Origin of the sequence: Psychrobacter sp. NPDC078501, assembly GCF_044900935.1 — a bacterium.
Taxonomy (GTDB): Bacteria; Pseudomonadota; Gammaproteobacteria; order Pseudomonadales; family Moraxellaceae; genus Psychrobacter.
The window spans coordinates 1-24,757 of record NZ_JBJDOS010000010.1; the positions used below are offsets into that span (position 1 = coordinate 1).

The 24,757-nt window shown below is 43.1% G+C and carries 21 protein-coding genes; 7 read left to right on the forward strand and 14 right to left on the reverse strand.

Features of this window, described 5'->3' with window-relative positions; genetic code table 11:
- Positions 1-49 precede the first annotated feature (49 nt).
- From ACI2IW_RS12405 to ACI2IW_RS12415, 3 genes are all read right to left on the reverse strand, one after another.
- Positions 50-1,213: a toll/interleukin-1 receptor domain-containing protein gene (locus tag ACI2IW_RS12405; RefSeq protein WP_404693827.1), complete on the reverse strand. Its 1,164-nt coding sequence runs from the start codon at positions 1,211-1,213 to the stop codon at positions 50-52.
- Between the two features lie 13 nt (positions 1,214-1,226).
- Positions 1,227-1,775: a toll-Interleukin receptor gene (locus ACI2IW_RS12410; protein WP_404693828.1), complete on the reverse strand. Its 549-nt coding sequence runs from the start codon at positions 1,773-1,775 to the stop codon at positions 1,227-1,229.
- 158 nt (positions 1,776-1,933) lie between these two features.
- Entirely contained in the window at positions 1,934-4,903 is a 2,970-nt protein-coding gene (locus tag ACI2IW_RS12415) for a valine--tRNA ligase (RefSeq protein WP_404693829.1), read from the reverse strand.
- Between the two features lie 260 nt (positions 4,904-5,163).
- Here ACI2IW_RS12415 and ACI2IW_RS12420 point away from each other — a divergent pair, with 260 nt between their 5' ends.
- Positions 5,164-6,306 carry a formate/nitrite transporter family protein gene (locus ACI2IW_RS12420; protein ID WP_404693830.1) on the forward strand — a complete coding sequence of 381 codons (1,143 nt, stop codon included), beginning with the start codon at positions 5,164-5,166 and terminating at the stop codon, positions 6,304-6,306.
- 181 nt (positions 6,307-6,487) lie between these two features.
- Here the strand turns inward: ACI2IW_RS12420 and ACI2IW_RS12425 are convergent, their stop codons facing one another.
- The 6 genes from ACI2IW_RS12425 to ACI2IW_RS12450 form a co-directional block, all read right to left on the reverse strand.
- Entirely contained in the window at positions 6,488-7,411 is a 924-nt protein-coding gene (locus ACI2IW_RS12425; protein ID WP_179799341.1) for a bile acid:sodium symporter family protein, read from the reverse strand.
- Between the two features lie 305 nt (positions 7,412-7,716).
- Positions 7,717-8,223: a YbjQ family protein gene (locus ACI2IW_RS12430; protein WP_404693831.1), complete on the reverse strand. Its 507-nt coding sequence runs from the start codon at positions 8,221-8,223 to the stop codon at positions 7,717-7,719.
- Between the two features lie 93 nt (positions 8,224-8,316).
- The gene (locus tag ACI2IW_RS12435) at positions 8,317-8,757 is read right to left on the reverse strand and encodes a YbjQ family protein (protein ID WP_404693832.1); all 441 of its coding nucleotides are present in this window, start codon (positions 8,755-8,757) and stop codon (positions 8,317-8,319) included.
- A gap of 121 nt (positions 8,758-8,878) precedes the next feature.
- Positions 8,879-9,436, reverse strand: a complete 558-nt coding sequence (locus ACI2IW_RS12440) for a YecA family protein (RefSeq protein WP_201568674.1) — start codon at positions 9,434-9,436, stop codon at positions 8,879-8,881.
- Positions 9,437-9,737: 301 nt separating this feature from the next.
- A complete protein-coding gene (locus ACI2IW_RS12445) occupies positions 9,738-9,974 on the reverse strand; it encodes a PA3496 family putative envelope integrity protein (protein WP_057761656.1) in 237 nt (78 codons plus the stop codon).
- A 186-nt stretch (positions 9,975-10,160) separates the two neighbouring features.
- Positions 10,161-11,618 carry a hypothetical protein gene (locus tag ACI2IW_RS12450; RefSeq protein ID WP_404693833.1) on the reverse strand — a complete coding sequence of 486 codons (1,458 nt, stop codon included), beginning with the start codon at positions 11,616-11,618 and terminating at the stop codon, positions 10,161-10,163.
- A gap of 448 nt (positions 11,619-12,066) precedes the next feature.
- Between ACI2IW_RS12450 and serB the strand changes: the two genes are divergently transcribed.
- The 6 genes from serB to hemJ all read left to right on the forward strand — a co-directional run bounded on the left by serB (position 12,067) and on the right by hemJ (position 17,889).
- A complete protein-coding gene (serB, locus tag ACI2IW_RS12455; protein ID WP_404693834.1) occupies positions 12,067-13,257 on the forward strand; it encodes a phosphoserine phosphatase SerB in 1,191 nt (396 codons plus the stop codon).
- Between the two features lie 350 nt (positions 13,258-13,607).
- Positions 13,608-14,609, forward strand: coding sequence for a DUF368 domain-containing protein (locus ACI2IW_RS12460; protein ID WP_404693835.1), 1,002 nt, complete (start codon positions 13,608-13,610; stop codon positions 14,607-14,609).
- A 282-nt stretch (positions 14,610-14,891) separates the two neighbouring features.
- Positions 14,892-15,284 (forward strand): AciT family ciprofloxacin tolerance protein, encoded by a 393-nt coding sequence (gene aciT / locus ACI2IW_RS12465; RefSeq protein ID WP_224737784.1) that lies wholly within the window; start codon positions 14,892-14,894, stop codon positions 15,282-15,284.
- A gap of 206 nt (positions 15,285-15,490) precedes the next feature.
- A complete protein-coding gene (locus tag ACI2IW_RS12470) occupies positions 15,491-15,997 on the forward strand; it encodes an SCP2 sterol-binding domain-containing protein (protein WP_102090478.1) in 507 nt (168 codons plus the stop codon).
- 253 nt (positions 15,998-16,250) lie between these two features.
- Positions 16,251-17,414 (forward strand): biotin synthase BioB, encoded by a 1,164-nt coding sequence (gene bioB / locus ACI2IW_RS12475; protein ID WP_290178608.1) that lies wholly within the window; start codon positions 16,251-16,253, stop codon positions 17,412-17,414.
- A 40-nt stretch (positions 17,415-17,454) separates the two neighbouring features.
- Positions 17,455-17,889, forward strand: coding sequence for a protoporphyrinogen oxidase HemJ (hemJ, locus tag ACI2IW_RS12480; protein WP_057762639.1), 435 nt, complete (start codon positions 17,455-17,457; stop codon positions 17,887-17,889).
- Positions 17,890-17,993: 104 nt separating this feature from the next.
- Here hemJ and ACI2IW_RS12485 read toward each other — a convergent pair whose 3' ends face one another.
- The 5 genes from ACI2IW_RS12485 to ACI2IW_RS12505 all read right to left on the reverse strand — a co-directional run bounded on the left by ACI2IW_RS12485 (position 17,994) and on the right by ACI2IW_RS12505 (position 24,439).
- Positions 17,994-18,632 (reverse strand): hypothetical protein, encoded by a 639-nt coding sequence (locus ACI2IW_RS12485; protein WP_404693836.1) that lies wholly within the window; start codon positions 18,630-18,632, stop codon positions 17,994-17,996.
- Between the two features lie 262 nt (positions 18,633-18,894).
- Positions 18,895-19,386: a hypothetical protein gene (locus ACI2IW_RS12490; RefSeq protein WP_404693837.1), complete on the reverse strand. Its 492-nt coding sequence runs from the start codon at positions 19,384-19,386 to the stop codon at positions 18,895-18,897.
- A 118-nt stretch (positions 19,387-19,504) separates the two neighbouring features.
- Positions 19,505-20,221: a ribonuclease PH gene (gene rph / locus ACI2IW_RS12495; protein WP_057761673.1), complete on the reverse strand. Its 717-nt coding sequence runs from the start codon at positions 20,219-20,221 to the stop codon at positions 19,505-19,507.
- A gap of 181 nt (positions 20,222-20,402) precedes the next feature.
- A complete protein-coding gene (locus tag ACI2IW_RS12500; protein ID WP_404693838.1) occupies positions 20,403-22,202 on the reverse strand; it encodes an AMP-binding protein in 1,800 nt (599 codons plus the stop codon).
- A gap of 509 nt (positions 22,203-22,711) precedes the next feature.
- Positions 22,712-24,439, reverse strand: a complete 1,728-nt coding sequence (locus tag ACI2IW_RS12505) for an AMP-binding protein (RefSeq protein ID WP_191114245.1) — start codon at positions 24,437-24,439, stop codon at positions 22,712-22,714.
- Positions 24,440-24,757 lie beyond the last annotated feature (318 nt).

A 24,757-nucleotide genomic window follows, 5' to 3' on the forward strand; every position in this document is an offset into this window, starting at 1 on the left:
TAAAACGCCAAGACAGGTGTGGTTTGACTATTATCGTCAGGCTGCGTAATTAAAATCTCCCAAGTTTAGTTGTACGGATTTGACGGCAGGGGTCAAACCACTTCAAATGCCTCAACCAAAAATCTCGAACGCAGGTTGCATCATAAAGTATAAATATATTCTCAAATTTCTTCTTTTTAATTTCTTCAACAAAGCTTGAAGAGAGTTCATAATTTAGTGATTTGGGAATGCCTACTGCAGGTATCACTATAATATCTTTATCATTTTTAACCATAGAAATTATTTTGTAACTATCAAGATATGCTTGGCAGCCTTCCTCCTCAGCCATTTTCATAAAATTGCTAATTAAGTTATCTCTTCTTGAAGCCAAAGTTCTAGCTCTAATACTCTCAACACTTTCTATAATTTTAGAGAGAGGTTTTTCTTTCAACGTACTATGTATATAGCTGTTTTCGAAGTCACTATTTTGTACCTTTAAGGGGTATGATATCTGTGCATGTTTAGCAATGACATTAGAATTTTCAGGCCATGAGATTATCACAATACCTAATAATAACTGGCTTGCTGTAGCCAGCTCCTGTTGTGTCCAATAACTGCCTAGAAAGTCTGATGTATTTAAAATTATCACTATTTCACTGTCAGCCATTTGATGCCATAGTTCATCCTGAAATGGCTCTGACTTCCTAATACTATGAGTATCAAGAAACACATCAAAACCATGTTTCTCTAAATTCTCATACAACTGTATAGCTACATTAGTAGATTCATTACGCTTATAACTTATAAAAATTTTTCGATTCTTTTTAAGTAAAGAGAATCCTTCGAGAATATTATTTACAATCTGTTCGATCTTTTGATTTCTATCTTCTTCGTCAAGATTGATACCATTGTAGTTATTTAAGATCTCAGGAATACAGTCTCCAAAATTATCAAGTGTTCCTTGTACTACAGGTAATAATAGCGAAGCATCTTTAGTTACTTGAGTCAAAAAATCTGAGTCGGTAAAGTTCTTGTCGTCTGTTTTAGCTCCTAAATATATACAGAAAGCTGGACTAGAGTCTGTATATTCTTCGCAATTTTCATTATCAATAATAATAAAACTGCTCCAATCTATACCTAAATCTTCTACTCTTCTTTGAAAAACCTCAATAATTTCATTTTTTATACCAAAATCTTTTCCCAGTATTATCAACTGATAACAGTATTTTTTCACTAGTCACATTCCTTTAAGATTTAACCCAATATTTAAGTAACTTAGGAAGCTTAGTAGGATCGTCTTTTATCACCAGACCAAGGTCATGACGTTCTACAAATGGATACAGCTCTAAGAACTCTTGACTTTGAAAACCATCTTCACTATTTTCGGTAAGCCCCAATATTGCAACCTTACCTCTGAATCCATCAAAATACCCAAGCTCCCACACCATCCACTTAGAATCTCCAGAATTTTCGGTAATGGCATATATCAGTGACTTACAACTTTTCATACGTTTTCTGATTATCTCTGCTGTTTTTTTAGTTACCTTTCCTCTATCGAGATGTGAATCTTCGTACCAATCTACGTATACACTAAACTTTGCTTCCTCTAAAATGATTTTTAAACCATAGATTGTTTCAGCATCTAGGAATGCATGTGATAAGAAAATATCGTAAGTTTTATCTGGACTAATACTATCGAACTGAAACTGTCTGTTTAGAGCTTCTCTTGACTCAAGTCCAGTAGATGTTTTAATACGAGCTTTGTTTCGCACTTCTTGTAAAGTTAAAAATGCCATAAAGAACTCTCCTGAAAACTAGCCTAATAATATTAATTTTATTCTAGCATACAAATATTGGGTAATATGGAGAGTAAAAAATGTTAAGTAATGAACAATAAAAAACGCCATCACAAGTGTGATAGCGTTCTTTGACAATATAAATATTTACGCTTTATTTACAACGCTTTTAACTGCTCCATCTGCGCCGTCATCGCGGTCAACTGACCTTCTAGCTCAGCCAGTTTCGCTTTCTCAGCATCGACCACTTCCACAGGCGCTTTACTCACAAAGCCTTCATTGCCTAGCTTACGAGCGATACCATCGGCTTGCTTTTGTAGCTTTTCATGCGCTTTGCCCAGACGTGCTAGCTCAGCAGTAGGATCAATCAGACCTTTCATCGGTACGAGTACCCGTAGCTGACCGACCATACTTGATGACGATAGTGGCACATCATCACCTTCTTTGACGATCTCTAAGCTCTCGACTTTGGCAAGCGCTTTGAACTGGTTTTTGATACGTGAGAGACGCGCATCTTCATCTTGAGAGACGTTTTGTAGTAGCACTGGTAGACGTACCGCATTGCCCAGTTTCATCTCACCACGGATGTTACGGACGCTCGCGATTAGCTCCTGTAGCCACGCCATATCCGCTTCGGTCTGCTCGCTGATTTGGCTATCATCGGTCTGTGGATAGTCAGCGACCACGATGCTGTCGGTGTTTTTGCGACCCAGTAGCGGCGCGATGGTCTGCCAGATTTGCTCAGTCAGATACGGCATGATTGGATGGGTGAAGCGTAGCGCCGTCTCTAGTACGTGCAGTAGTACATAGCGGATTTGCGCTTTACGCTCGTCTGATACTGAGTCGTCATTTAGGCTGGCTTTGGCAAGCTCAACATACCAATCACAGTACTCATTCCAGATGAACTCATAGATATCTTGGCTGACCATATCGAGACGATACTGAGCGAAATGCTGATGAATGTCTTTGATGCTAGAGTTCAGACGACTCATGATCCATTTTTCTGGTAATTCCCAAACGTCAGGGTTTGCCGTTTGGTCGATAGGCTTGGCACTGCCTTCGCCATCGACACAGTTCATGAGTACAAAACGGCTGGCGTTCCAGATTTTATTACAGAAGTTACGGTAGCCCTCGACACGCTTTAGATCAAAGTTAATATCGCGACCAGTACTGGCTAGTGAGGTAAAAGTAAAGCGCAGTGCATCCGTACCAAAGGCTGGGATGCCTTCTGGGAACTCTTTACGCGTTTGTTTTTCGATTTTGGCGGCGTCTTTTGGATTCATCATATTGCTGGTGCGTTTTTCTACCAGCGCTTCTAGCTCGATACCGTCGATTAGATCGATCGGATCTAAGACGTTGCCTTTTGATTTTGACATTTTTTGACCATTGCCATCACGTACCAGACCATGCACATAGACGGTCTTAAACGGTACTTGCGGCGTGCCGTCTTCGTTTTTCACGAAGTGCATAGTCATCATGATCATGCGGGCAACCCAGAAGAAGATAATGTCAAAACCTGTCACGAGCACGCTGGTTGGATGGAAAGTGTCCATCACGCGTGGATCAGCGTTGACGTCTGCCCAGTCAAGCGTACTGAATGTCCATAGACCAGAGCTGAACCACGTATCAAGTACGTCATCATCTTGGCGCAGTTTTACATCATCGCTTAAGTTGTACTTACTACGCACTTCCGCTTCATCACGGGCGACATAGATTTCACCTGTCGCATCGTCATACCATGCAGGGATACGATGTCCCCACCACAACTGACGGCTGATACACCAGTCTTGTAGATCGGTCATCCACGCCATATACATGTTTTTGTACTGTGCAGGGACGAACTCAATGCTGCCGTCTTCTACTGCGTCAATCGCAGGCTTGGCAAGTTCTTTGACCGCGACATACCACTGATCGGTCAACCACGGCTCAACGATCGTACCGCCACGCTCAGCACGCGGAGCTTTTAGTGCATAGTCTTCGATATCTTCTAACCAGCCCTGCTCGCCTGCTTGCTCTACAAGGAACTTACGCGCGGCAAAACGCTCAAGTCCTGCATACTCGCTCGGCGTGATCTCTAGCTCTGGCTCACGTGTTTGCAGATCAGGATAAACTTCCATCTCTGGCAAGATATTAGCGCGCTCATCAAGGATATTAATCAATGGCAAGCTATGACGACGACCCAATTCATAATCGTTAAAGTCATGCGCTGGGGTAATTTTTACGCAGCCTGTACCGAAGTCTTTTTCGACATAATCATCGGCGACGATAGGCACGACACGGCCCGTGATTGGCAAGGTAATGGTTTTGCCGACTAAATGTGCATAACGCTCATCGCTAGGATTAACGGCGACAGCGGTATCACCAAGCAAAGTCTCAGGACGTGTGGTGGCAACGACCAGATAGTTTTTACCGTCTTGAGTCGTTAGCTCTGTATCCGTGAAATGATAGCGGAAATGCCATAGACTACCTTTTTCGTCGTGGTTTTCTACTTCTAAATCAGATAATGCGGTTTGGAACTTTGGATCCCAGTTCACCAAACGCTTACCACGATAAATAAGTCCATCGTCAAACAGGCGTACGAACACTTCTTTTACTGCATTAGACAGACCATCATCCATGGTAAAGCGCTCACGCGACCAGTCAACCGAGCTGCCCAAACGGCGAATTTGGCTGGTGATATTGCCGCCCGACTCTTCTTTCCATTCCCATACTTTATCGATGAAATCTGCACGCGTCATATCACGGCGTTTGAGTCCTTGCGCCTCCAGACGACGCTCAACGACCATCTGGGTTGCGATACCTGCATGATCCGTACCTGGTTGCCACAGCGTATTGTCGCCATCCATACGGTGATAACGGGTGAGCGCATCCATAATAGCGTTGTTAAAACCGTGACCCATGTGGAGCGAGCCAGTGACGTTCGGCGGTGGCAGCGCAATAGAAAACGATTCGTCTTTGTCAAAAGTCGGCTGAAAATAGCCGCTTTCTTCCCAGCCTTGATACATGCCTGCTTCAACTTCCGCAGGATTATAAGCGCTCTCTAATTGGCTTAACGCCGCTTGGATCGACTGGGTCAGATTGGTTTTCGCATTGCTATCAATGCTGGTATCGGTATTAGGATTGCTCATAATAGGGTGATCTTATTGTTGATAATGAATGTGGTCAAAATGAGATAGCGCAAAACGCTATAAAAACAGGAAACATAGTTGATAGTGTGATTTTAACGCAGATAGGCAGATTTTGTTAGATGGTAAGGCAATTTATAAAGCCTGAAGGCGATTTATTACTCAAATTGTTAATCAATCAACAACAGCAATCCGAAGAATGGGAAATATAATAGAGATTACTTATGCAACAAAATCATTAGCCTATAACCAGCGAGCCAACCGTGTCCCAAGATACCGAGCATGACCATGATTCTCAGGCTAATCTATCAGACAGCGAGCATGTGAGCGTGAACACCACCCCTCCTATGCCTAAAGATAATCATACGTTAGAAGAAAGCAGCGACTCTTCCCAAAGCGGTAAGATAGATAAGGACGCAGACGACACTACAGACAGTCATGCAAACGAAACTTCAGATAGTGACGCAGACGAACCTATCAAAGCCACCGAAGACTTAGAAAATGACGACCTGCCAGAAGAAATCAGCGACGAAGACAAAGAAACCATTAAAAAGGTTGCCAGTGATGACAATTTAAGCCAAGCGAAAAGCTACGCCAGTATCTTAGTCGAGCAAGTTATCCACGCCAAAGAAACCTTTGAGCGTTCACTTGGCTCGTTATTTACCAGTGCTTTTACGGCTGGGCTAGAGATTGGCATCAGCTTTTTTATGATTTTATCAGCGTTTGCCTTGCTCAATGACGTAATACCAAGTCGCTATGCCATGGTGCTGTCGTCACTGCTGTATCCAATCGGCTTTATTATCGTGGTGATTGGTCAATCGTTATTATTTACGGAGCAGACCTCCCTCTTGAGCCTGCCTGTCTTAAATAAAATTGAACCGCTACATAAACTGCTGCGGCTATGGGGCATTGTCATCGCTGGTAATATCGTTGGCGGCTGTATCTTTGCAGCGTTAATGATTGGTCTAGGGCTACATATGCACCTGTTTACAGACCATGCTATTGATGTTTATGCCGAGCATATTTTGGGCTTTGAGTGGTGGGTTATCTTTGGCAGCGCGGTACTGGCAGGCTGGATGATGGGCGTGGCCGCATGGCTGGTGACCTCCGCACGAGATACGCTTAGCCGTATCGTACTGGTGACGCTTATCACTGGTAGTATTGGGTTTTTAGGTTTGCATCATAGTATCGTTGGCAATATCGAGGTATTTTCAGCATTACTATATGGCAATACCGTCAGTCTTTGGCGCTACTTGGTGTTTTTAGTCGTGGTACTGGTGGGCAATACAGTCGGCGGCGTGGTATTCGTCGCGGTGCTTAAAAACCGTACGTTCTTATTTGAAATTGAAAAAGTCAAAGAGCAAGCTGCCGAGGCAAGAGCGAAAATGGACAGACGAAGATTCTAGACTTGAGATAAAACTGATTTGAGCTAAAGCTGGTTTGAGTTAAAACGAGCACTAAACATAAAAGCCCATAACACGCTTCATTATACAAAGCGGATTATGGGCTTTTTTTATTGCATCATACATTGCTGTTTGTTTGTCAATACTGTCTCAACAATGCGTTACTACGGTTATCTTAAACCTCTTACATTCTACGTGCTGCCAGTACGCTGTTTTCTATCTCAGTTCTTTTGGCTTTATTGTGCTGGGCAGTGAATACTCTGACCATGATACCAGCGGTCAAGAACATGATTAGCGTATAAATGGCTGGCGTCATCGACATCTTATAGTTAGCCAATAGCGTCAACGCCATAAACATTGAAAGCGTACTGTTTTGCAGGCCGACTTCCATAGTAATCGAGCGTCTTTGTGCAGGGTTTAGACCGAACCATTTACTGGTGTAATAACCAAGCGCCATCGTCGATACGTTCAGTATCAATGCCACAGGGCCAGTAGCGATTAACGCTTCAACGATAATGTCTCGTTGCACATAGCTTAAGAAAAGTACCAAGAAGCTCAAAAATATCACGCCAAAACGAGACACCATTACCTGTCCCTTGTCTGCCGCGTTAGGGGCATAGCGTTTGATCAACATACCAATACTGACGGGTAAGATAGTCAGAGCGATTAGGCTGATCATGGTCTTGACCACTGGCAACTGAAACTCACTGCCCGCACCCATAAAGTATACAAGCGAAAAACTGAGGACAATAGGAATGGTAAATACGGTAATGACACTGGCAATAGCGGTCATGGTGACCGAAAGTGCGACGTCACCTTTGGCTAAATAGGTAAATAGATTCGATGTCGTGCCACCAGGACACAATACCAGCAACATGACCCCAACGGCATACTCTGGCTCGAGAGACATGGTGGTTGCCAAAGCAAAACCTACGAGCGGTAAGAATATTAGCTGATTGGTCAAGCCTATGGCGACTGCTTTAGGGTATTTGACGACTCTCTTAAAATCATTGGTAACTAAGGACAATCCCATTCCCATCATAATCAAAAAGATACTAATGGGAATGACTTTTGCATTTATAAACGTGACTAACTCAACACCTTCCATAACTACATCCTTGTAGATAGAGCCCTTACACGGGCAGGTTTATGACAACCTCGTCATGCTCAATCAGCCAATCCTGCTGATATCTTGGGTAAAAGCCACCGACGTTGTCAGCTCTTTATATGATACTTTTCCATACAGTCGTGTTTTTAAACCGACAATTTTTGATAAAACTGGTTACTACGAACCGAAATAATAACGGAACGGCAAAATTCAGTATATCGTTGTAAAAGTGTATGGTTTTGATTTTTCTGACTACTCGTCAGTCAATTATAGGTTTTTACACTTGAAAATAAACTAGAAATGATTTAGGTGGGGATTTTATGATTTACAGCAGATGTAGGTTTAATATGGTCGATACTAATCACTGCCGTACCGTAGGCAATGGCTTCGACCATACTGCCTAATTGGTTGACATTGGTTACCTCAAGGCGTAACCCGTAGATATGCGTGTAGCCTTTGGCTTTTGCTTCAGTACGCATACGAACGATGGCCTCGCGACGGGCACGATCTAGCAAAGTCTCATAGGTGGTTAAGTTTTTGCCAAAGACGCTTAATACGCGAGCGATAATCATTTTGAAATAATCTTGAGCGATGACGACACTACCAAGCACCAGCTCGCCTTCACTACCCGCTGCTAACTTGGGACGGTATAGACGTTCGCTTGAGACAGTGATATCGCCCAATGCTTGCTCTGCTACTGTTAGCTGTGCCAAATGCTGACGCTCATGGCGCGACCCAAAGAACCAGCCAGCCGCGAATAAGAAGACAAACGGCCCATAATTGATGAGCACTTGCGTGAGTGAATCATTCATAGCACGTTTCTCATCATAAAAAGCATCGGTGCTTTTAGTATTATAGGATTTGGTATTGTAGTTTTTAGTATTTTAGCTTTTAGTATTGTAGGATTAACCAAAAGGATTGAAACGCGGTAAATCATCGGGTACGACTTGGGTCTGAGTACTCACATTTTGACTAGAATGGTTGTAACCATCGCTTGGCGGGTTTTGATACTGCTGCTGTGATATCGGCGCAACTTTAACCGCCGTACCATAGACAAACAGCTCTGAGGCACCTTGGGCGATGCTAGAAGTCGAAAAACGTAGACCAACCACCGCATCAGCACCTAGTGCCTCTGCTTTGACAATCATGCGATCGATTGCTTCTTGGCGTGACTCTTCTAATAGCTCGGTATAGGCCGTCAGCTCGCCGCCAACGATGTTTTTTAACCCAGCAAACAAGTCTTTACCGACGTGCTTTGAGCGCACGGTACTACCGTACACCACGTCTAGCCGTTCAGTGATTTGATAGTTAGGTAAGTGTTCAAGGTTAGAGAGTTGCACAGTCATAGGATGACCTTATCGGTGACTTATAAAATACGTGGTAAACCAAAGCACTGTAATACAGCATAGATAATATAATACAAGACAGAAACAGCACTGCTAGTAGCAACGCTGTTTTTTAGCATTATTAATCGTTGGTATGAAATAATAAGAACAACTCAGTTAAATTGCCTTCGATGCTATTGGCCATCTGTACCATTTTGTCTTCGTCTTTACGCATCTCAGACAGCTCTGGATCTTCATCATCGATACCGCTAAGTACGATCATTGGCAAGGTCAATACTGCTACGTCTTCTGCCGTTTCTTCGTCTTCAAACCAATCACTTGCTTCATCACCATACATGGCATCGACAAAACCAATTGACCAAGCAACGATGTCTGACTCGTCAGAGAAATCAACCGCCACTTCTTCGTTACCAGCATCTTCACCAAATGGTAATTCGATCGGCGTCTCGTTTTTTAGCTCAGCCATGATCGAATCGCGCCAGCGTTTGATGCCGTCGATAACGTTTTCTGGAATCTCACTTACGTGACCTTCGAACAGGGCATCCATCCAGTTAGGCAATGGACGACCGATGACTGTCGCTGTCAAAAAACCATGCGCTGCGACACTATCTAGTACGAACTGGCTTTCTTGATTGTCCAAATAGTCTAGTAATTCATCAAAACTTAGTTGGTTACTCATAATTTGGTTTTCCTTAGCAGATAGATGTCATCAATCGCAGTGGGCGATCGGTTAAATAAAAGAGGACGAGTACTTAGTTTAAGATTCAAGGCTGCTTAATTAATCAAACTCAAGCAACCTCTATCAGGTAAGTATTATCGAGATGAACTGGTTGCGAGCAACCCTAGAAAATTAGAAAAGTAGCAAACAGCAGGCAACCAATTTGACTGGTAGAATAATTTTAGTCACTAATAAAATAGTCACTGTCACTAAAGTAGCCACTAGAGCACTTTAGTCCACTGAAACGACTGATGCCGACAAATCAAAAATCGTCATCATCCCAATCATCGCCGTCTTCATCGAAGTTGTCTATGTCGTCTAGATCGTCTTTTAACTCTTTAGCCAAACGCTTTTCTTCTAGCAAATTATCGATTAGCCGACGTTTTTCAAGACTACTTAAACGTGTGCGTACGCTCGTCTCAGCTTCTTCAACCATCTTTGCATCATCATCGTCGACAAAATCATCATCAAAATCGTCGTCAATATCAGCGTCACTCATGACAAACTCCTATCATTTTTAGGCAAGGGTATTAAGAATACATCAATATATATATGCCTTATAAAGTCTCTATTGAATGTTGTCAATCCTTTTTCGCAATATGGTACATTTCAACTCTACGATTAAGATAGTCCAGTAGGCTATATAACAGACAATTGTAATATAAATGACAAAATACAGTCGGCATTAAATGTGCAGCTCGTCCTCATCTTCAATCATTAGAACCGCGTTGCGCACATCAGCCAAACGCTGAATCAATGAGTCGTTAGCCCCATCAAATATCGCACACTCGCGCTCATAGACAGTGGTTGGACGCATAATGTTATGTACTTGTACATGATTGCTGATTTGCTTGAGACCGGCATTTGGCAATAGTATCAATAACTGCTCTTTTTTGCCGATACTCTGGAGCAAATGAGTCATTGGCTCTGATTGCGCGTCATCACTCACGCCTGCTTTTGCTGGCAAAGCAAAGCGCGACAGCTCAATATGCTTATCGTGGATAATTTTGTTAAGCATTAAATAAAGCTTGGCAAGCATCACGCCTGCGAGCGCTACTTTTGCATGGCTATTATCAGCCTTTAGTACCACACTTGCGCCATTGTCTTCGAAGTGCGCTTCATTCATCGCACTCACGCCCAGTAGCAATGGCTGTCTTAGCAACTCAGTCACGGCTTGATTCAGCAGTTGGGTACAGAGTGCTAGATACGGAAGACGCTGCGCAGGTGCAAGGCGTTCAAGCATATTGAACTCATCATGGAATACCACTTGAACTTTGACGCTATCAACAGACCGTGTGGCAGACAGTTTAGACGTATGGCTGGCAACTTGAGAAACAACACCATCTGTATCTGCTATTTCGCTTTCGCTACCTTCACCCGCACTTGCTAGATTGTCAGTATCACTACCTGTTTCTTGGTTTTGCTGGGTTCTAAGGTACTCGTTCACTTCGTTATGCACATTAAACTTGCGGGTATTAGTCACTTCGTCATCTGTGGCATTAGTCGTATTATCCGTCGCTACTTGACTGTCTGCTAAATGAGACGCTGATTGACCCGTTGACTGGCGCTCAAGTTCACGGTCATAGCCGCGTTGATCGACTGGTCTATATTGGTCGCGATACAGCTCTTGGATATCTCGACTTAATGCATTGATTTGCTCTTTGGTCGGACGAGCGAGGTAACCGTAAATCAACCAAAGCAGTAAATGTAGCAGCATGGTGCCAATAACAAACGGCCATTGCATGGCGATAATCTCGCCTTTGCTGACGTCTTTCAAAGTCAGTGCAACGCTACCGATGACTGCATCGCCATTGGTGGCGATTTGACGAATGGTGTCACCTTGCTGCATCGGCGCATTGCCTACTGGCACCAAGATATCGTCGTTGTTGTCTTTGATCAGTATCCGTGTGACGTCTTGCTCGCTGGTATAGCGATTGGCAATAACGCTTAAACTCACACGGTCTTTATTTTCTAAAGACAACCTTGCTTCATCAATCAGCTGGGCGACCATCTGCTCGCCTTTTAACGCACGACTATTGCTCAGCTGTTGGTCAGTACTAATGACCAATAACAGCGTCTGCAAACAAAAACTAACCAGAAGAATAATGGCAAACAACCCTTGCCGCGGCGCTAAATACGTCATGATATGTTAAACTTTTTTGGAGAGAAGAAATTAAAAAACGAGGCTACTGCTCATTTTTTGGCTAATTTTTAAACAATTGTGATGTGCGCCAACTGTGATGCGCACATAGTTATAAAGCAGTACTGCTTATTAATGACTATCAACACTATCAATATTGTTGCTAGCTTCGCTATCTTTTGCCTTACAATCTTTTGCGAAGGCATCGTCAATAAGAAAGCACCGTCGATAAACAGCCAGCTTATCTCATCTACTATATCACCATAATAAGCCTTATAGCGTGAGCGCTTTATAAATTTATCATAATAACTTATTGCATTTTCTATGGCTTCTTACGCCATAAAATCTATTTTTTAGCATCATTGTTACTTTGCGCGTCATCTATAGGCGCTGCCCAGTAAAACTGTTATTATTCCTAATCTTATATGAGCATACAAGGGACAATTGAGCCATGCCAAAAAATACATCTTATTCGTTACCAAAAGACAGCAAAGCATGGCAACAAGCCGTTGATTCTATTGCGGCATTATTACCCGAAGATACCAATTTGCAAGACTTTGATGCGCTACAGTCGCTACCTGTTTTTGCGCTCATCGTAGTACTGCCGACTCAGGTATCTGCATTAGATATTCATCAGTACGTGCAGTCGTGGGTCGATGAACAGCCAAGCTGGCATCTAGTGACCGTTGCCGAAGATACTGACGCTAGCTTCGTCAATATCACGGTGTCTGATACAGAGCCTACAGCAGCAGACGCACAGCGCCTACCCTTTACCCATACTCAAGTCTACCGTTATCTGCTAGTGCCAGTCACTGACACACTAATGCACCCTGGCAAAAAAACCGCAGCCGCTCACATTATTGATGATCAGCTGACCGCTCGTTTGCGTCATGACCTAACTGAAGAATATAACAATACACGCAGTGCAGATAGCACAGGCAACATAAACGTCGTAGACTGTCATATCTTGTCTGTCGGTCATATGCTACGAACGCATAAGCTTGCATGCTTTGATATGGACTCGACCTTGATTGAGCAAGAAGTCATCGTAGAGTTGGCAAAAACGGCTGGGATTGGCGAAGAAGTTGAAGCCATCACTGAAGCAGCAATGCGCGGTGAAATTGATTTTGATGAATCTTTTGCTCAGCGTGTGGCTTTGCTAAAAGGTACTTCTACTGATGTGCTTGATGATATCTGTAGTCGCTTAACGTTATCGACTGGTGCGCGCACGACGATTAGTGCGCTAAAAGCACTGGGCTATCATACGGTGTTAGTTTCAGGCGGCTTTACTTATTTTGCCCGTTATATCGCCGAGCAGCTAGGTATCGATGAAGTACATGCCAACGCTCTAGATATCGAGGAAGGTGAAGTGACTGGTCATGTACAGTGGCCTATTGTTAATGGTGCCAAAAAAGCTGCTATCGTTGAGCATACCGCTGAGCGCTTAGGCATTGAGATGTCACAAGTGGTCTGTGTCGGTGACGGTGCTAATGACTTACCGATGATGGCGCTGGCCGATCTGGGTGTGGCCTATCATGCCAAACCAATCGTTCAAGCACGTGCTGATGCCGCTATCAACGTGACAGGGCTTGAAGGTACATTGTACGCTCTTGGCTATCCAGCACTAGCGCCTACTGAGTAATTGTAGAACGCTTTATACCATTCAATAAGCTAGGTTAATGTTTTGTCATTAATCTGGCTTTTATACTTTAGGGCATGGCTTAGACAAGAAAAATAGCGTAGATAGTACCGATATATTAACTAGCTATTTGATGATGTCTGACAAGATTTATCCATTTTTATTTCAGTTAGATGCCTATTAAGTGAATGGAAGACATGCCTTAGTACGTGATGATAATTAATAAAACCTACTATTCATACTGATGTTTAGCTAACGCCTGTTTTAGTTATCACTCATTTTTAGATGCTACTTATTTTTAGCTAATGCTTACTTTCAAATAACACTTATTTTTAAATGATAAAGGAATGCCCATGACGGCACCACAATCTCCACGGCCAACTCAGCCGTCAGCGCCAACGCCAACGCCATTAGAGCAAGATACGGTACCTGTACGTACCGATAGTCCAAAGCAGCTGGTAGGTATTTATGTCAGAGGTATGGCCATGGGAGCAGCTGATATCGTACCTGGCGTCTCTGGCGGCACCATTGCGCTGATTGCAGGGATTTACGAGCGTTTGATTAACGCGCTTGGTAGTATTGGCCCCAATCTTTGGACGATATTTCGTCAAGAAGGTGGCATCAAAGGATTCGCGGCGATTTGGCGACAAGTAGACGCGACATTTCTATTGTGTTTGCTACTAGGCATTGCCACTAGCTTTGCGACCTTAGCCGGTATCATTAAGCATTTATTGGACAATCAACCATTGCTCATTTGGTCGTTCTTTTTTGGATTGGTCGTCGCAACGGTGTTTATCTTACTTAGTGAAATTAAGCGCTGGAATATAGGACGTGTCGCACTGTTCGCGACTGGGCTTATTGCCGCCGTAGTTATCAGTAGTATGCCGTTACTCACGACCACGCCTAGCTTACCGTATCTGTTTTTCGCAGGGGCAATTGCTATTTGTGCCATGATCCTACCGGGGATATCAGGGTCGTTTATTTTACTATTGCTAGGCGCTTACGATGCAGTATTAGAAGCAGTCGATACGATGAATCTAAGTGCCATTTTCACAGTCATTGCGGGTATGGCGACTGGGCTATTGCTATTCACGCGCGCACTTAAGTGGCTACTCTCACATTATTATCAGGCTACCTTGGCATTGCTGACAGGCTTTATTGCAGGCTCTCTAATAAAAGTCTGGCCATGGAAAGTAGATGCGCTAGGCTCACTAAACACTGAAGCCGTCCATAACGTAATGCCATGGCAATACCCTACTGGCGCACAATGGTCAACGACAGTAGGACTTATGCTACTCGGTGCTATTCTAGTTTCGTTATTATCGTGGTGGGGTAATCGTACCAATCGAGTCTAAGTATTTAGCAAACTATCAATCCTGTTTTCTAGTTTGGCCTGGTTTGCTAGCTAATAAACGTCGTCCTAGACTAGAAAAATCGTTTCTATATTCTTCAAAATAAGCGCCACTCCTCACGGCGCTTAGCCTAACATCTAGCAATCAAATATCGCAAAACAAGCCAAAAAACCAAACGTCAACGGTTGTCGCAAAGTCGCCTGTACCCTCTTCAGCTTTACTCTATAACCTCTCATAATAGTCTTATTGGAATTCACCTTATGAATAGCGAGATGAATGATGTTAATGACTATATTTTCTTTTATCGGTGTAGAGGCATGGAGCGGCGCGGCATGGCTGGGTTATGGACTACTAGCCAGTTTAGTAGTGGTGCTCGCCTTGTCGTCATATCGTTGGCTACTGCTATATCTGTTTGGCGGTATGGCTTACTGGTTCACCGTTGAGTTGATTCAAAATATATTAGCCGGTCGTCCTATGTTGATGGAGCTATCATCATGGCATCGCTATATCATCGCTATGGGCATCAGTTGGTTACCGTTGGCAGCTTGGGTATTGTATCGGGCATTGCGCTATGATGACGTGAGTCAGACAGTTAGTCAGCAACGTGAGCTAGAAGCCGCACGCTATATCGAACACACTCCTGTCTACGATGATAACTATCAGCCACGTTTCCGTTAGAACTGTCCTATTTATACCTCTGTTTGTCTATATCAATACCTTACTTACGTCAGTGACATCGAATGTTACAAGATACTTAACGCTCTCTACTTAACTCCTAAAGAGTTGACACCCTGTGATAGTTTATAATCCAGTTATATATTTGTCATAAAAACTGGTATAAAGTACGCTTTATTTTTATGCCTCATTTCTTTAGGAGTTCTGCTATGTTTACTGTTCCTGTATTAGATATCAAATCTGATCCATTAGATGCTTTATTGGCTGTTGTTGGCTATCGTTTGTCTATGTTAGCTGATAGCGATAACGAAGATGTCAAAGCGTTATTCGCTGATCGTCAAGTTACGATTGAGTTTGCTAGTACTGAGTCTGATATCGCTCGTTCTTTTAGCTTTGACAATGGACAGTTCAGTCAACAAAGCGGTCATGCAAAAGAAGCCGATTTGACCATCACTTTTAAAGACTCTATGACTGGCGTTAGACTGCTAACCAAAGGTAGCTTGCCTGCTTTTATGACTGCTGTACAAGAAGGTAACTTGAGCATCGAAGGCGACTATAGCCTAATGATGTGGTTCAACAAACTTGCTAAGCATATCGTTCCAGCTATCCCAGAAGAGTGCAAACCATATATCCAAAAAGCCAAACCTTACGCTTATAAAGCACAGAAATTTGCTGAGCATTGGGTTGGTATTGCTAAGCACAAACTTGGTAAATAAAAAGAATGGTGCACTGAGCGGTAGTCATTGGTAGAATGGATGATATAGAACTAAATAGCCAAACGTCCAAACGTATAGTTACTATTTATGTGCGCTACTGTGACAATTATACATACTGTCTAGCAGTGTTCTGATTTTCTAAAAAGGTTGCGGTATACTATACGGCAACCTTTTTTGTTACCTTATAAATGACAATAGATAAAAACATTGGTTTTATTTAATACCCTCTCATTCTTATAAAAGGACTTACCTTATGGCAGGATTGCTTAGCATCTCCGAACCTGACGCCACCCAGCCAACTGATGTAGCCACTCAGCCAGATACGACCAACAGTGATTTTTTGGCCAATCTAGCCACAGACGCGACTCAAACTGATAATAAAGTAGCTACGACATATAGCCGCGAAGAAATCGCGCAACTGTTTGACTTACCTTTAATGGACTTGCTGTTACAAGCACAAACCATCCATAGAAAGCATTTTACTGCTAATGAAGTGCAAATCAGCACGCTACTCTCTATCAAAACGGGTAATTGCCCTGAAGATTGCGGCTACTGCTCACAGTCAGGCCATCATCGCGACACCACCAAACTACAAGCAGAAAAACGCATAGAAGTTGATAAAGTCATCGCAGCGGCCAAGCGTGCCAAAAACAGTGGCTCATCGCGCTTCTGCATGGGTGCCGCGTGGAAACATCCAAGTGCCAAAGACATGCCTTATGTGGTTGAGCTGATCAAAGAAGTCAAAGCATTGGGACTTGAGACTTGCATGACACTGGGTATGCTCGATACCAATCAAGCAACACAGTTGGCCGATGCAGGGTTGGATTACTACAACCACAACCTAGATACTTCGCGCAGCTACTATGAACAAGTCGTCAGCACGCGTAGCTATGATGAGCGTTTAGACACGATAGAAAACGTGCGTAACTCTGGCATCAACGTCTGTAGTGGTAATATCGTTGGTATGGGTGAGAGCCGTGATGACCGCATCGATTGGGTTCTCGAGCTGCTAAAAATGCCAAAAGCGCCTGAATCAATTCCAGTCAACTTACTTGTGCCTATTGCAGGTACACCGATTGGTGACAAAGTACTGGCCGAAGGTCAGCTGTCTGTACTTGAGTGGATTCGTACTATTGCGGTCGCTCGTATTTGCTGCCCGACTAGCTACGTGCGTCTATCTGCTGGCCGCGAAAGTCTATCTGACTCTGAGCAAGCGTTGGCCTTTATGGCGGGCGCTAACTCATTCTTTTATGGTGACAAGCTTCTTACTACTGGTAATGCAAGCCAGTCAGGCGATGACAGACTCATGCGTGAGCTTGGCCTTACCAAACAGTTTGCCGCACCAAGAGCGCCTAAAGTACTGCCTGTTATGGATGCGATGAATGGTCATCAAACACAAGTTGTATTGGCAGAGTAAGCCTACGCTAAAAAATACAAGCTAAGCAAGAGAAACTATGATGGCAGATTATTTTAACTGGATTAAAGCGGCACACATTATCTCGATGGTCTGCTGGTTTGCGGCGATATTTTATTTGCCGCGCTTGTTTGTCTATCATGCGATGAGCGACGATAGTATCAGTCATGAGCGCTTTGCCATTATGGAGCGCAAGCTGTATCGCGGCATCATGACACCATCGATGATAGCGACATGGATCTTTGGTCTATGGATGTTAGGACTGGGCTGGGATGTCTATAAAACCCAAGGCTGGCTACACGTCAAATTGCTATTAGTAGTGCTACTGTCAGGCTATCATGGCGCTTGCGGCTTTTATCGTAAAAAGCTGATAGATAATCCACATTATAAAACGCATAAATTCTGGCGCTGGTTTAATGAAGTGCCTGTCTTTGCCTTAGTGATTATCGTCATTCTAGTCGTAGTAAAACCGTTTTAATATCAGAAAAACCTTTTAACCTGTAAAATAAAAGCGTCCGTAACTTCAATGAGTTGCGGACGCTTTTTTATTCACTTATAGACTGTGTTGTCAAACTGGAAATATCAAACACTAGGGCGCATAATTTGATAAACATTGCTTAGGTCATAAACGCGGTAACGAGCTGGCTCACGGCGATTTTCGCCAGCATAGCTCAGTATCAAAGCTTGCTTGGCATGCTCATCGACCCAACCGACAAACAGTCCACTATGCTCGACGCCATTGTAGCCATGATTGATATAATAGAGCCAATCGCCTGCTTCAATCTCGCTGCTACTAGCATAGGGCCCTTGCGCATAAGTGCCTTTGTGTATGGTATTACGCGATACCCCTGCCCGATTAAATACAGCATTTAAATAGTCCCAGCAGCCACCTTGAATAATCGTGCGCTCGTTAAGTGCCATTTTGCGTGCGGTACTGACCACCTCACGTGCTGCCATACTACTTTGCGTCTCAGCATTGCTCAGTAGCGGTAGATACTCGCTATCGACATTGTCATAGTTGCCTGATAAAAACGCCGGTAAGACTGTAGGTGCTGAAAGCTGTACCTCAGGATAACGATAGGACGTATTCATCGTTGGTTGAATAGATTTTTGGGCGATAAGCATACTCATACTATCTGCATGGGCTTGCCCTACTATGCCGCAGGTAAATAGTAATAAACCGCACGACGCGGCGACTGACGGTATAGACAAACGCAGCATGACTAACTCCTTGTCAACTAAACCTCAATGACAGTATCAATAATAAGAAGGATAAATTTTATAATCCTACTTATAAACCATTTGCGCACAAATCTGCAAGCACTATTCGCCTGTGATAGGTGATAGACGGTATGAATACACTGATAGATGACGATACTGGAGAGGCACGTTAAGTGGAATTTAAAGTGACATTTGAGTTAGAGATTGGATAGCACGAAAATAATAGCTATGCTTTAGTACAGTATGAAATTAAGAAAAGATACTAATTACTCTTCATTTTAATATTTACATGACGTTTCGTTAGCGCTTGCCCTTCTAGGATAGCTTTCGCAGCTTTTGCTTCTTGAGCACTCTCAAAACCGGTAATATGATATTTGCGGACGTCACTGCTATCGATAATCTGTAATTGCTCGCCAATCAGCGTTATCTTATCACCGTCAGTTAAATGAATATGTTCACGCTTACCTAGATTGTCATGGACCAACTCGCCAGCCCTTACCCACAATGTACCGCTACTAATCATACCGCTCATAGCCTTTTTATGCTGTTGGCGCTTTTTATTAAAAATAAAGCTACCAATGATAAGCAGTGCAAGTGCACCGATGGCTAAACGCTCAGGCAACAAGCTCATCGCCATGGCGACTGCGACAGCCCCTACCAATAATGCAGAACCAAACCAAAACATGCCATTATCAGCAGCATTCGCTTGCCCTTGTAAGGTGATTTTGGCGCCATCATCAGTCAGCTTTAGCATGTGTTGTTACCTATTACGTAATGTACGAATATTTTCTATTAAAAAACTGCCTATTAGCAGCTAACAGGCAGTTATTGACACTAAAAACAAAGACAGTGTGTTATATCTAAACGCTAGTCTACCAACCAAGCGCCGTCTGTTGCATTTTAATCAATTCAGCGATGCCTTTTTCAGCTAATGACAGCATAGCATCTGCTTGAGCACGAGTGAACGGTTTTTCTTCAGCAGTACCCTGCAGCTCAATGTACTCACCTTTTTGGGTCATCACAACGTTCAGATCGGTATCACAGCTAGAGTCTTCTTCGTAGTTCAGATCAAGATACGCTTCGCCATCTTTCATACCAACAGAAACCGCCGCAACCAGTCCGATTAGTGGATCTGCTTTAAGTTTCTTGGCCTTTTGGATACTCTCTAGCGCATCGATAAGTGCAATTGCAGCACCAGTGATACTCGCCGTACGAGTACCACCATCCGCTTGCAACACATCGCAATCTAGATAGATAGTGTTTTCACCAAGCTTACTCAGATCAATCATGGCACGTAAGCTACGACCAATCAAACGCTGAATCTCTTGCGTACGACCTGACTGTTTGCCGCGAGCCGCTTCACGCTGATTGCGCGTGTTGGTCGCGCGTGGCAACATACCATACTCAGCTGTGATCCAACCTTTGCCTTTACCTTTGAGCCAGCGCGGCACACCAGATTCTACACTGGCAGTACATAGTACTTTGGTATCGCCAAAACTTACCAGTACTGACCCTTCAGCATGCTTCGTATAATGGCGCTCAAAGCTGATCGAGCGAAGTTGGTCAAGCTCACGATTGTCAATACGCATAAAAATTCCTAGTACAATGTTATAAAAGCAGTGTCATAAAAATACCTATCAGTTGTCAGTAAACACATTGATAGGTATGTAGTCGACTAAAATCTTAAGATATCCTAACGTGACAACGGCGCAATAGCAAGATTCGCTCCTGCCATTACGCCACCGTTATCAACAGAATGTCAGATATAAACTATTCTAACCCTTCCATCTTACGCAATTCCTTACGTAGGATTTTGCCAACGTTCGACTTTGGTAGTTCGTCAACGAACTGTATATGACGTGGGCGCTTATAGCCAGTCAGTTGTTTTTTGCCATATTCTAGTAGCTCTTTTTCAGTCACGTTGCCTTTTTTGACCACAAACAGTTTTGGCTCTTCGCCGCGATCATCGTTTGGAACACCAATAGCACCGCATTCTACGACTGCTGGATGCTCACTCATCGCTTCTTCGATTTCGTTTGGATAGACGTTAAAACCGGACACCAAAATCATGTCTTTTTTGCGATCGACAATTTTGATAAAACCTTTTTCGTCCATGATGCCGATATCGCCAGTTTTTAAGTAGCCACTAGCCGTAAAGGATTCAGCAGTTTCTTTCGGACGATTCTGATAACCAATCATGACCTGTGGACCTTTTACACAGATTTCACCACGATCGCCCATGGCTACTATATTTTCGTCATCATCAATGAGTACAATATCGGTGCTAGGCGCAGGAATACCGATTTTTCCAGTAAATTCCGCAATGGTCATCGGATTGAAAGCCACCACAGGTGAGGTCTCAGACAAGCCGTAACCTTCAACGATAGGCAGGCCTGTGATTTTGTGCCACTCTTTGGCTACGCTAGGTAATACTGACATACCGCCGCCGATAGATGCTTTTAGATTAGAAAAGTCCAAATCAGCAAAATTATCTTTATGTACTAAGCCATTGAATAAAGTATTCACGGCAGGGATAAACGCTGGCTTGTATTTAGCCATCTCTTTGATAAGTCCATCAAGATCGCGCGGATTCGGAATGAGTAGCGAGGCATAGCCTTGATACATACTACACATACCGCAGACCATAAATGAGAATACGTGATATAACGGCAGTGCGGTCAAAATCACGTCTCTACCATCTATATCATCATCAAATGCACTGTTCATCAGCGCACTGACCTGTAGCATGTTGGCGACTAGATTGCCATGAGAAAGCATCGCCCCTTTCGCTACTCCCGTCGTACCACCAGTATATTGCAGTAGCGCCACATCGCTCAAGTTCAACTCAGGGCGCTGGTACTTACTGGCTGACTCCGCATTCAAAGCATGCTTGAAGCTCACGCTATTCGGTATGCTATAAGCAGGAATCATCTTTTTGACATGACGAGCCACAAGGTTAACCACGGCTCCTTTAATCGTACCTAGCATATCACCAATGGTACACACGACTACATGCTCTACCTGACCTTTGTCTTCGGCCTCTTGATACGTTTTGGCAAAGTTTTCAACGATAAATAGCGCTTTCGCACCACTGTCATGCAACTGATGTGACAGTTCACGACTGGTGTATAGAGGGTTTACATTGACCAACACCATCCCTGCACGAATGATACCCAAAGCGACCACTGGATACTGCAAGACGTTGGGCATCATGACCCCAACTTTATCGCCTGCGACCAGTCCTATTGACTGCAAATAGCTAGCAATCTGTCGGCTATATAGATCTAATTGCTTAAAAGTAATCGATGAGCCCATGCAGATATAGGCAGGTTTTTGGCCATAACGGCTAAAATTACGCTCGAACACATCAAGTAAAGAGGTATTCTCTTCTGGCATCTCGATAGTAGCATCGATGCTATAGCGCTCATAAGCACTCAGCCACGGACTATCACTGTCGATGGTCGGCATAGTAGGAAACGCATTGCTTTGATAAACGTCGTTAGTAGTATTGGCTTTATCATCAGTTGCAGCGCTATTATCTGTCGTTTTTTTATTAATATTATCCGTCATAATTTTCCCTAAATGTTACTGTTAAAAACATTGAATATGCTAATGGAAACACCATTTTTTATGATTATTGCTGACAGCAGAAGCTTATGAATAAGAAATAGATAAGTATGATCGGGTTTGTCATTCATAAGCTTTGCAAATTAAAGTGTGTTACTGGGTCTATGATAAATAATACTACCACTCAGCACGACCAAGTCGAGAACAATATTTACCACCATGATTTCACTAGTCACCTTAAGCAAAACCAGTACGATTTTTTGGACAAAAACAAAAATACGTCGATGGGCACTATAGCAGTTTTAATAGATATTCTCTATTAATAGTAGCTGTCATCCACAAATGTCAAAAGCGATAAAGACAAAAAAATGATAAGACAGCATGGTTGCAGCCTTATCATTTTTGGTTACTACTTTGGTTACTACAGTATCTAATCGTGCGTTACTTTCACATGTATCTTTGGTTGATACACGCATCTATCAAACAATTATATAGGTGCGTGTATCAGCAAATTAACCGTGGTTTTTTTCTTCAAGTACGCGTAGATCTTTACGCAAAATCTTACCAACGTTCGATTTTGGTAGCTCATCAATAAACTCAACACGACGAGGACGCTTATAACCTGTTAGGTTCTCTTTACCGTACTCAAGAACTTCTTCGGTGGTCAGACTTGGATCGTTACGGACAACATAGATCTTAGGAATCTCACCACTTTTCTCATCTTCAATACCGATGACACCACATTCCAAAATCTTAGGATGGCCAGCCATGACTTCTTCGACTTCGTTTGGATAAACGTTAAAACCAGAAACCAAAATCATATCTTTTTTGCGATCGACGATGGTCACATATCCGTTGTCAGCCATGATACCGATATCACCAGTACGGAAGAATCCATCTGCTGTCATGACTTCGGCAGTAGCATCTTCACGGTTCCAGTAACCTTTCATGACCTGTGGACCACGAACACTAATCTCACCGCGCTCACCAAGTGCTACTTCATTACCTGCATCATCCAAAATTGCCACATCTGTTGCTGGCATCGGTACACCAATGGTACCCGTGAATGTTTTACTGTTGCTAGGGTTAGAGGTCGCTACTGGTGCTGTTTCAGACAGGCCATAACCTTGAATGATAATATTGCCAGTTACTTGACGCCATTTTTCCGCCGTTGGACTCAATACTGCCATGCCGCCGCCCATCGATTGACGCAGCTTGCTATGATCCATCGCGATAAATTCTTCGTTATTGGCAAGTGCGTTGAACAACGTGTTTACCGCTGGGAAGAATGCTGGTGGATTGGCTTTATATGCTTTTAACAAGCTATCAAGATCGCGTGGGTTTGGTACTAATAATACAACACAACCGCGATACAGACCGAACATACCACATACGGTGAATGAGAAAATATGATACATCGGCAATGCCGTCATAATCACAGGTTGCTCACCTCTTTGATCGAAATCATCAAAAGCGGTGCCTAAAAAGGTATTAGACTGAATTAAGTTTGCCACCAAGTTTTTGTGCGTTAGCATCGCACCTTTCGCCACACCTGTCGTACCACCGGTATATTGTAGGACAGCGATATCATCAAGCGTGATATTGGTTGGGCGCTTATATTTACTAGCGGTGACTTGCTTTAATGCACTTTTGAAACTAACGCTATTAGAAATGCTATAGTCTGGTACCATTTTTTTGACATGGCGGACGACCGTATTGACCATAAAGCCTTTGAGCGTACCCATCAAATCGCCCATACCCGTAATCACGACTTTATCGACCACATTGCGACCGATGTCTTGATAGGTTTTGGCAAAGTTCTCGACCATGATCAGCACTTTAGCATCTGAATCAGTCAGCTGATGCTCAAGCTCTCTGGTAGTGTACAGAGGGTTGACGTTAACTAAAGTAAAGCCTGCACGTAGTACAGCGATGACAGAGATGGGTAACTGCAAAATATTGGGCATCATGACCGCAACTTTATCGCCTTTGACCAATCCTAATGACTGTAGATAAGCGGCCATTTGACGGCTGTATAGATCCACTTCTTGGAAGCTTAACGATGAACCCATGCAGATATAGGCAGTTTTATCAGCATTTTCAGCGAAGCTTTTTTCGAAAATATCGATAAGTGACGTATTGTCGGCTGGCAACTCAATGTCATACTCCAGACCAAGTTCTTCATACGTTTTTAGCCAAACTTTATCGTCACGACGGGTTAAGTTTCCTTGATTTTCCATAATCTTTTCTCTCCTAGTAATAATACATTACCGTCAACCCACGCCAATCACAGTGTGATAAATATACAAAACGTCAGATTCTTGCCTATCGTTATGATAAAAAGCAAGGCTGCGACATATTTGTATAGTGCTGAGCGAACAATATAGCGGTAAATAGCCCTTTGTTCATTAACATACACACTTTATACATAGTACTCAATACAAAAGATTGCTACACCAGTTCTCAAATAGGCTTGACGCTCAATATCCCTATAAATATCAATATATTAGACTAAAAATATCAGTCAAGCTATTAGAAAATATGACCCTTGATTTTTG

Excerpts from the sequence above, each read along its gene's own strand:
- ACI2IW_RS12410 (WP_404693828.1), bottom strand. The coding sequence starts at position 1,775 with ATGGCATTTTTAACTTTACAAGAAGTGCGAAACAAAGCTCGTATTAAA.
- ACI2IW_RS12415 (WP_404693829.1), bottom strand. The coding sequence starts at position 4,903 with ATGAGCAATCCTAATACCGATACCAGCATTGATAGCAATGCGAAAACC.
- ACI2IW_RS12425 (WP_179799341.1), bottom strand. The coding sequence starts at position 7,411 with ATGGAAGGTGTTGAGTTAGTCACGTTTATAAATGCAAAAGTCATTCCC.
- ACI2IW_RS12430 (WP_404693831.1), bottom strand. The coding sequence starts at position 8,223 with ATGAATGATTCACTCACGCAAGTGCTCATCAATTATGGGCCGTTTGTC.
- ACI2IW_RS12435 (WP_404693832.1), bottom strand. The coding sequence starts at position 8,757 with ATGACTGTGCAACTCTCTAACCTTGAACACTTACCTAACTATCAAATC.
- ACI2IW_RS12440 (WP_201568674.1), bottom strand. The coding sequence starts at position 9,436 with ATGAGTAACCAACTAAGTTTTGATGAATTACTAGACTATTTGGACAAT.
- ACI2IW_RS12445 (WP_057761656.1), bottom strand. The coding sequence starts at position 9,974 with ATGAGTGACGCTGATATTGACGACGATTTTGATGATGATTTTGTCGAC.
- ACI2IW_RS12450 (WP_404693833.1), bottom strand. The coding sequence starts at position 11,618 with ATGACGTATTTAGCGCCGCGGCAAGGGTTGTTTGCCATTATTCTTCTG.
- serB (WP_404693834.1), top strand. The coding sequence starts at position 12,067 with ATGCCAAAAAATACATCTTATTCGTTACCAAAAGACAGCAAAGCATGG.
- ACI2IW_RS12460 (WP_404693835.1), top strand. The coding sequence starts at position 13,608 with ATGACGGCACCACAATCTCCACGGCCAACTCAGCCGTCAGCGCCAACG.
- aciT (WP_224737784.1), top strand. The coding sequence starts at position 14,892 with ATGACTATATTTTCTTTTATCGGTGTAGAGGCATGGAGCGGCGCGGCA.
- ACI2IW_RS12470 (WP_102090478.1), top strand. The coding sequence starts at position 15,491 with ATGTTTACTGTTCCTGTATTAGATATCAAATCTGATCCATTAGATGCT.
- bioB (WP_290178608.1), top strand. The coding sequence starts at position 16,251 with ATGGCAGGATTGCTTAGCATCTCCGAACCTGACGCCACCCAGCCAACT.
- hemJ (WP_057762639.1), top strand. The coding sequence starts at position 17,455 with ATGGCAGATTATTTTAACTGGATTAAAGCGGCACACATTATCTCGATG.
- ACI2IW_RS12485 (WP_404693836.1), bottom strand. The coding sequence starts at position 18,632 with ATGCTGCGTTTGTCTATACCGTCAGTCGCCGCGTCGTGCGGTTTATTA.
- ACI2IW_RS12490 (WP_404693837.1), bottom strand. The coding sequence starts at position 19,386 with ATGCTAAAGCTGACTGATGATGGCGCCAAAATCACCTTACAAGGGCAA.
- rph (WP_057761673.1), bottom strand. The coding sequence starts at position 20,221 with ATGCGTATTGACAATCGTGAGCTTGACCAACTTCGCTCGATCAGCTTT.
- ACI2IW_RS12500 (WP_404693838.1), bottom strand. The coding sequence starts at position 22,202 with ATGACGGATAATATTAATAAAAAAACGACAGATAATAGCGCTGCAACT.
- ACI2IW_RS12505 (WP_191114245.1), bottom strand. The coding sequence starts at position 24,439 with ATGGAAAATCAAGGAAACTTAACCCGTCGTGACGATAAAGTTTGGCTA.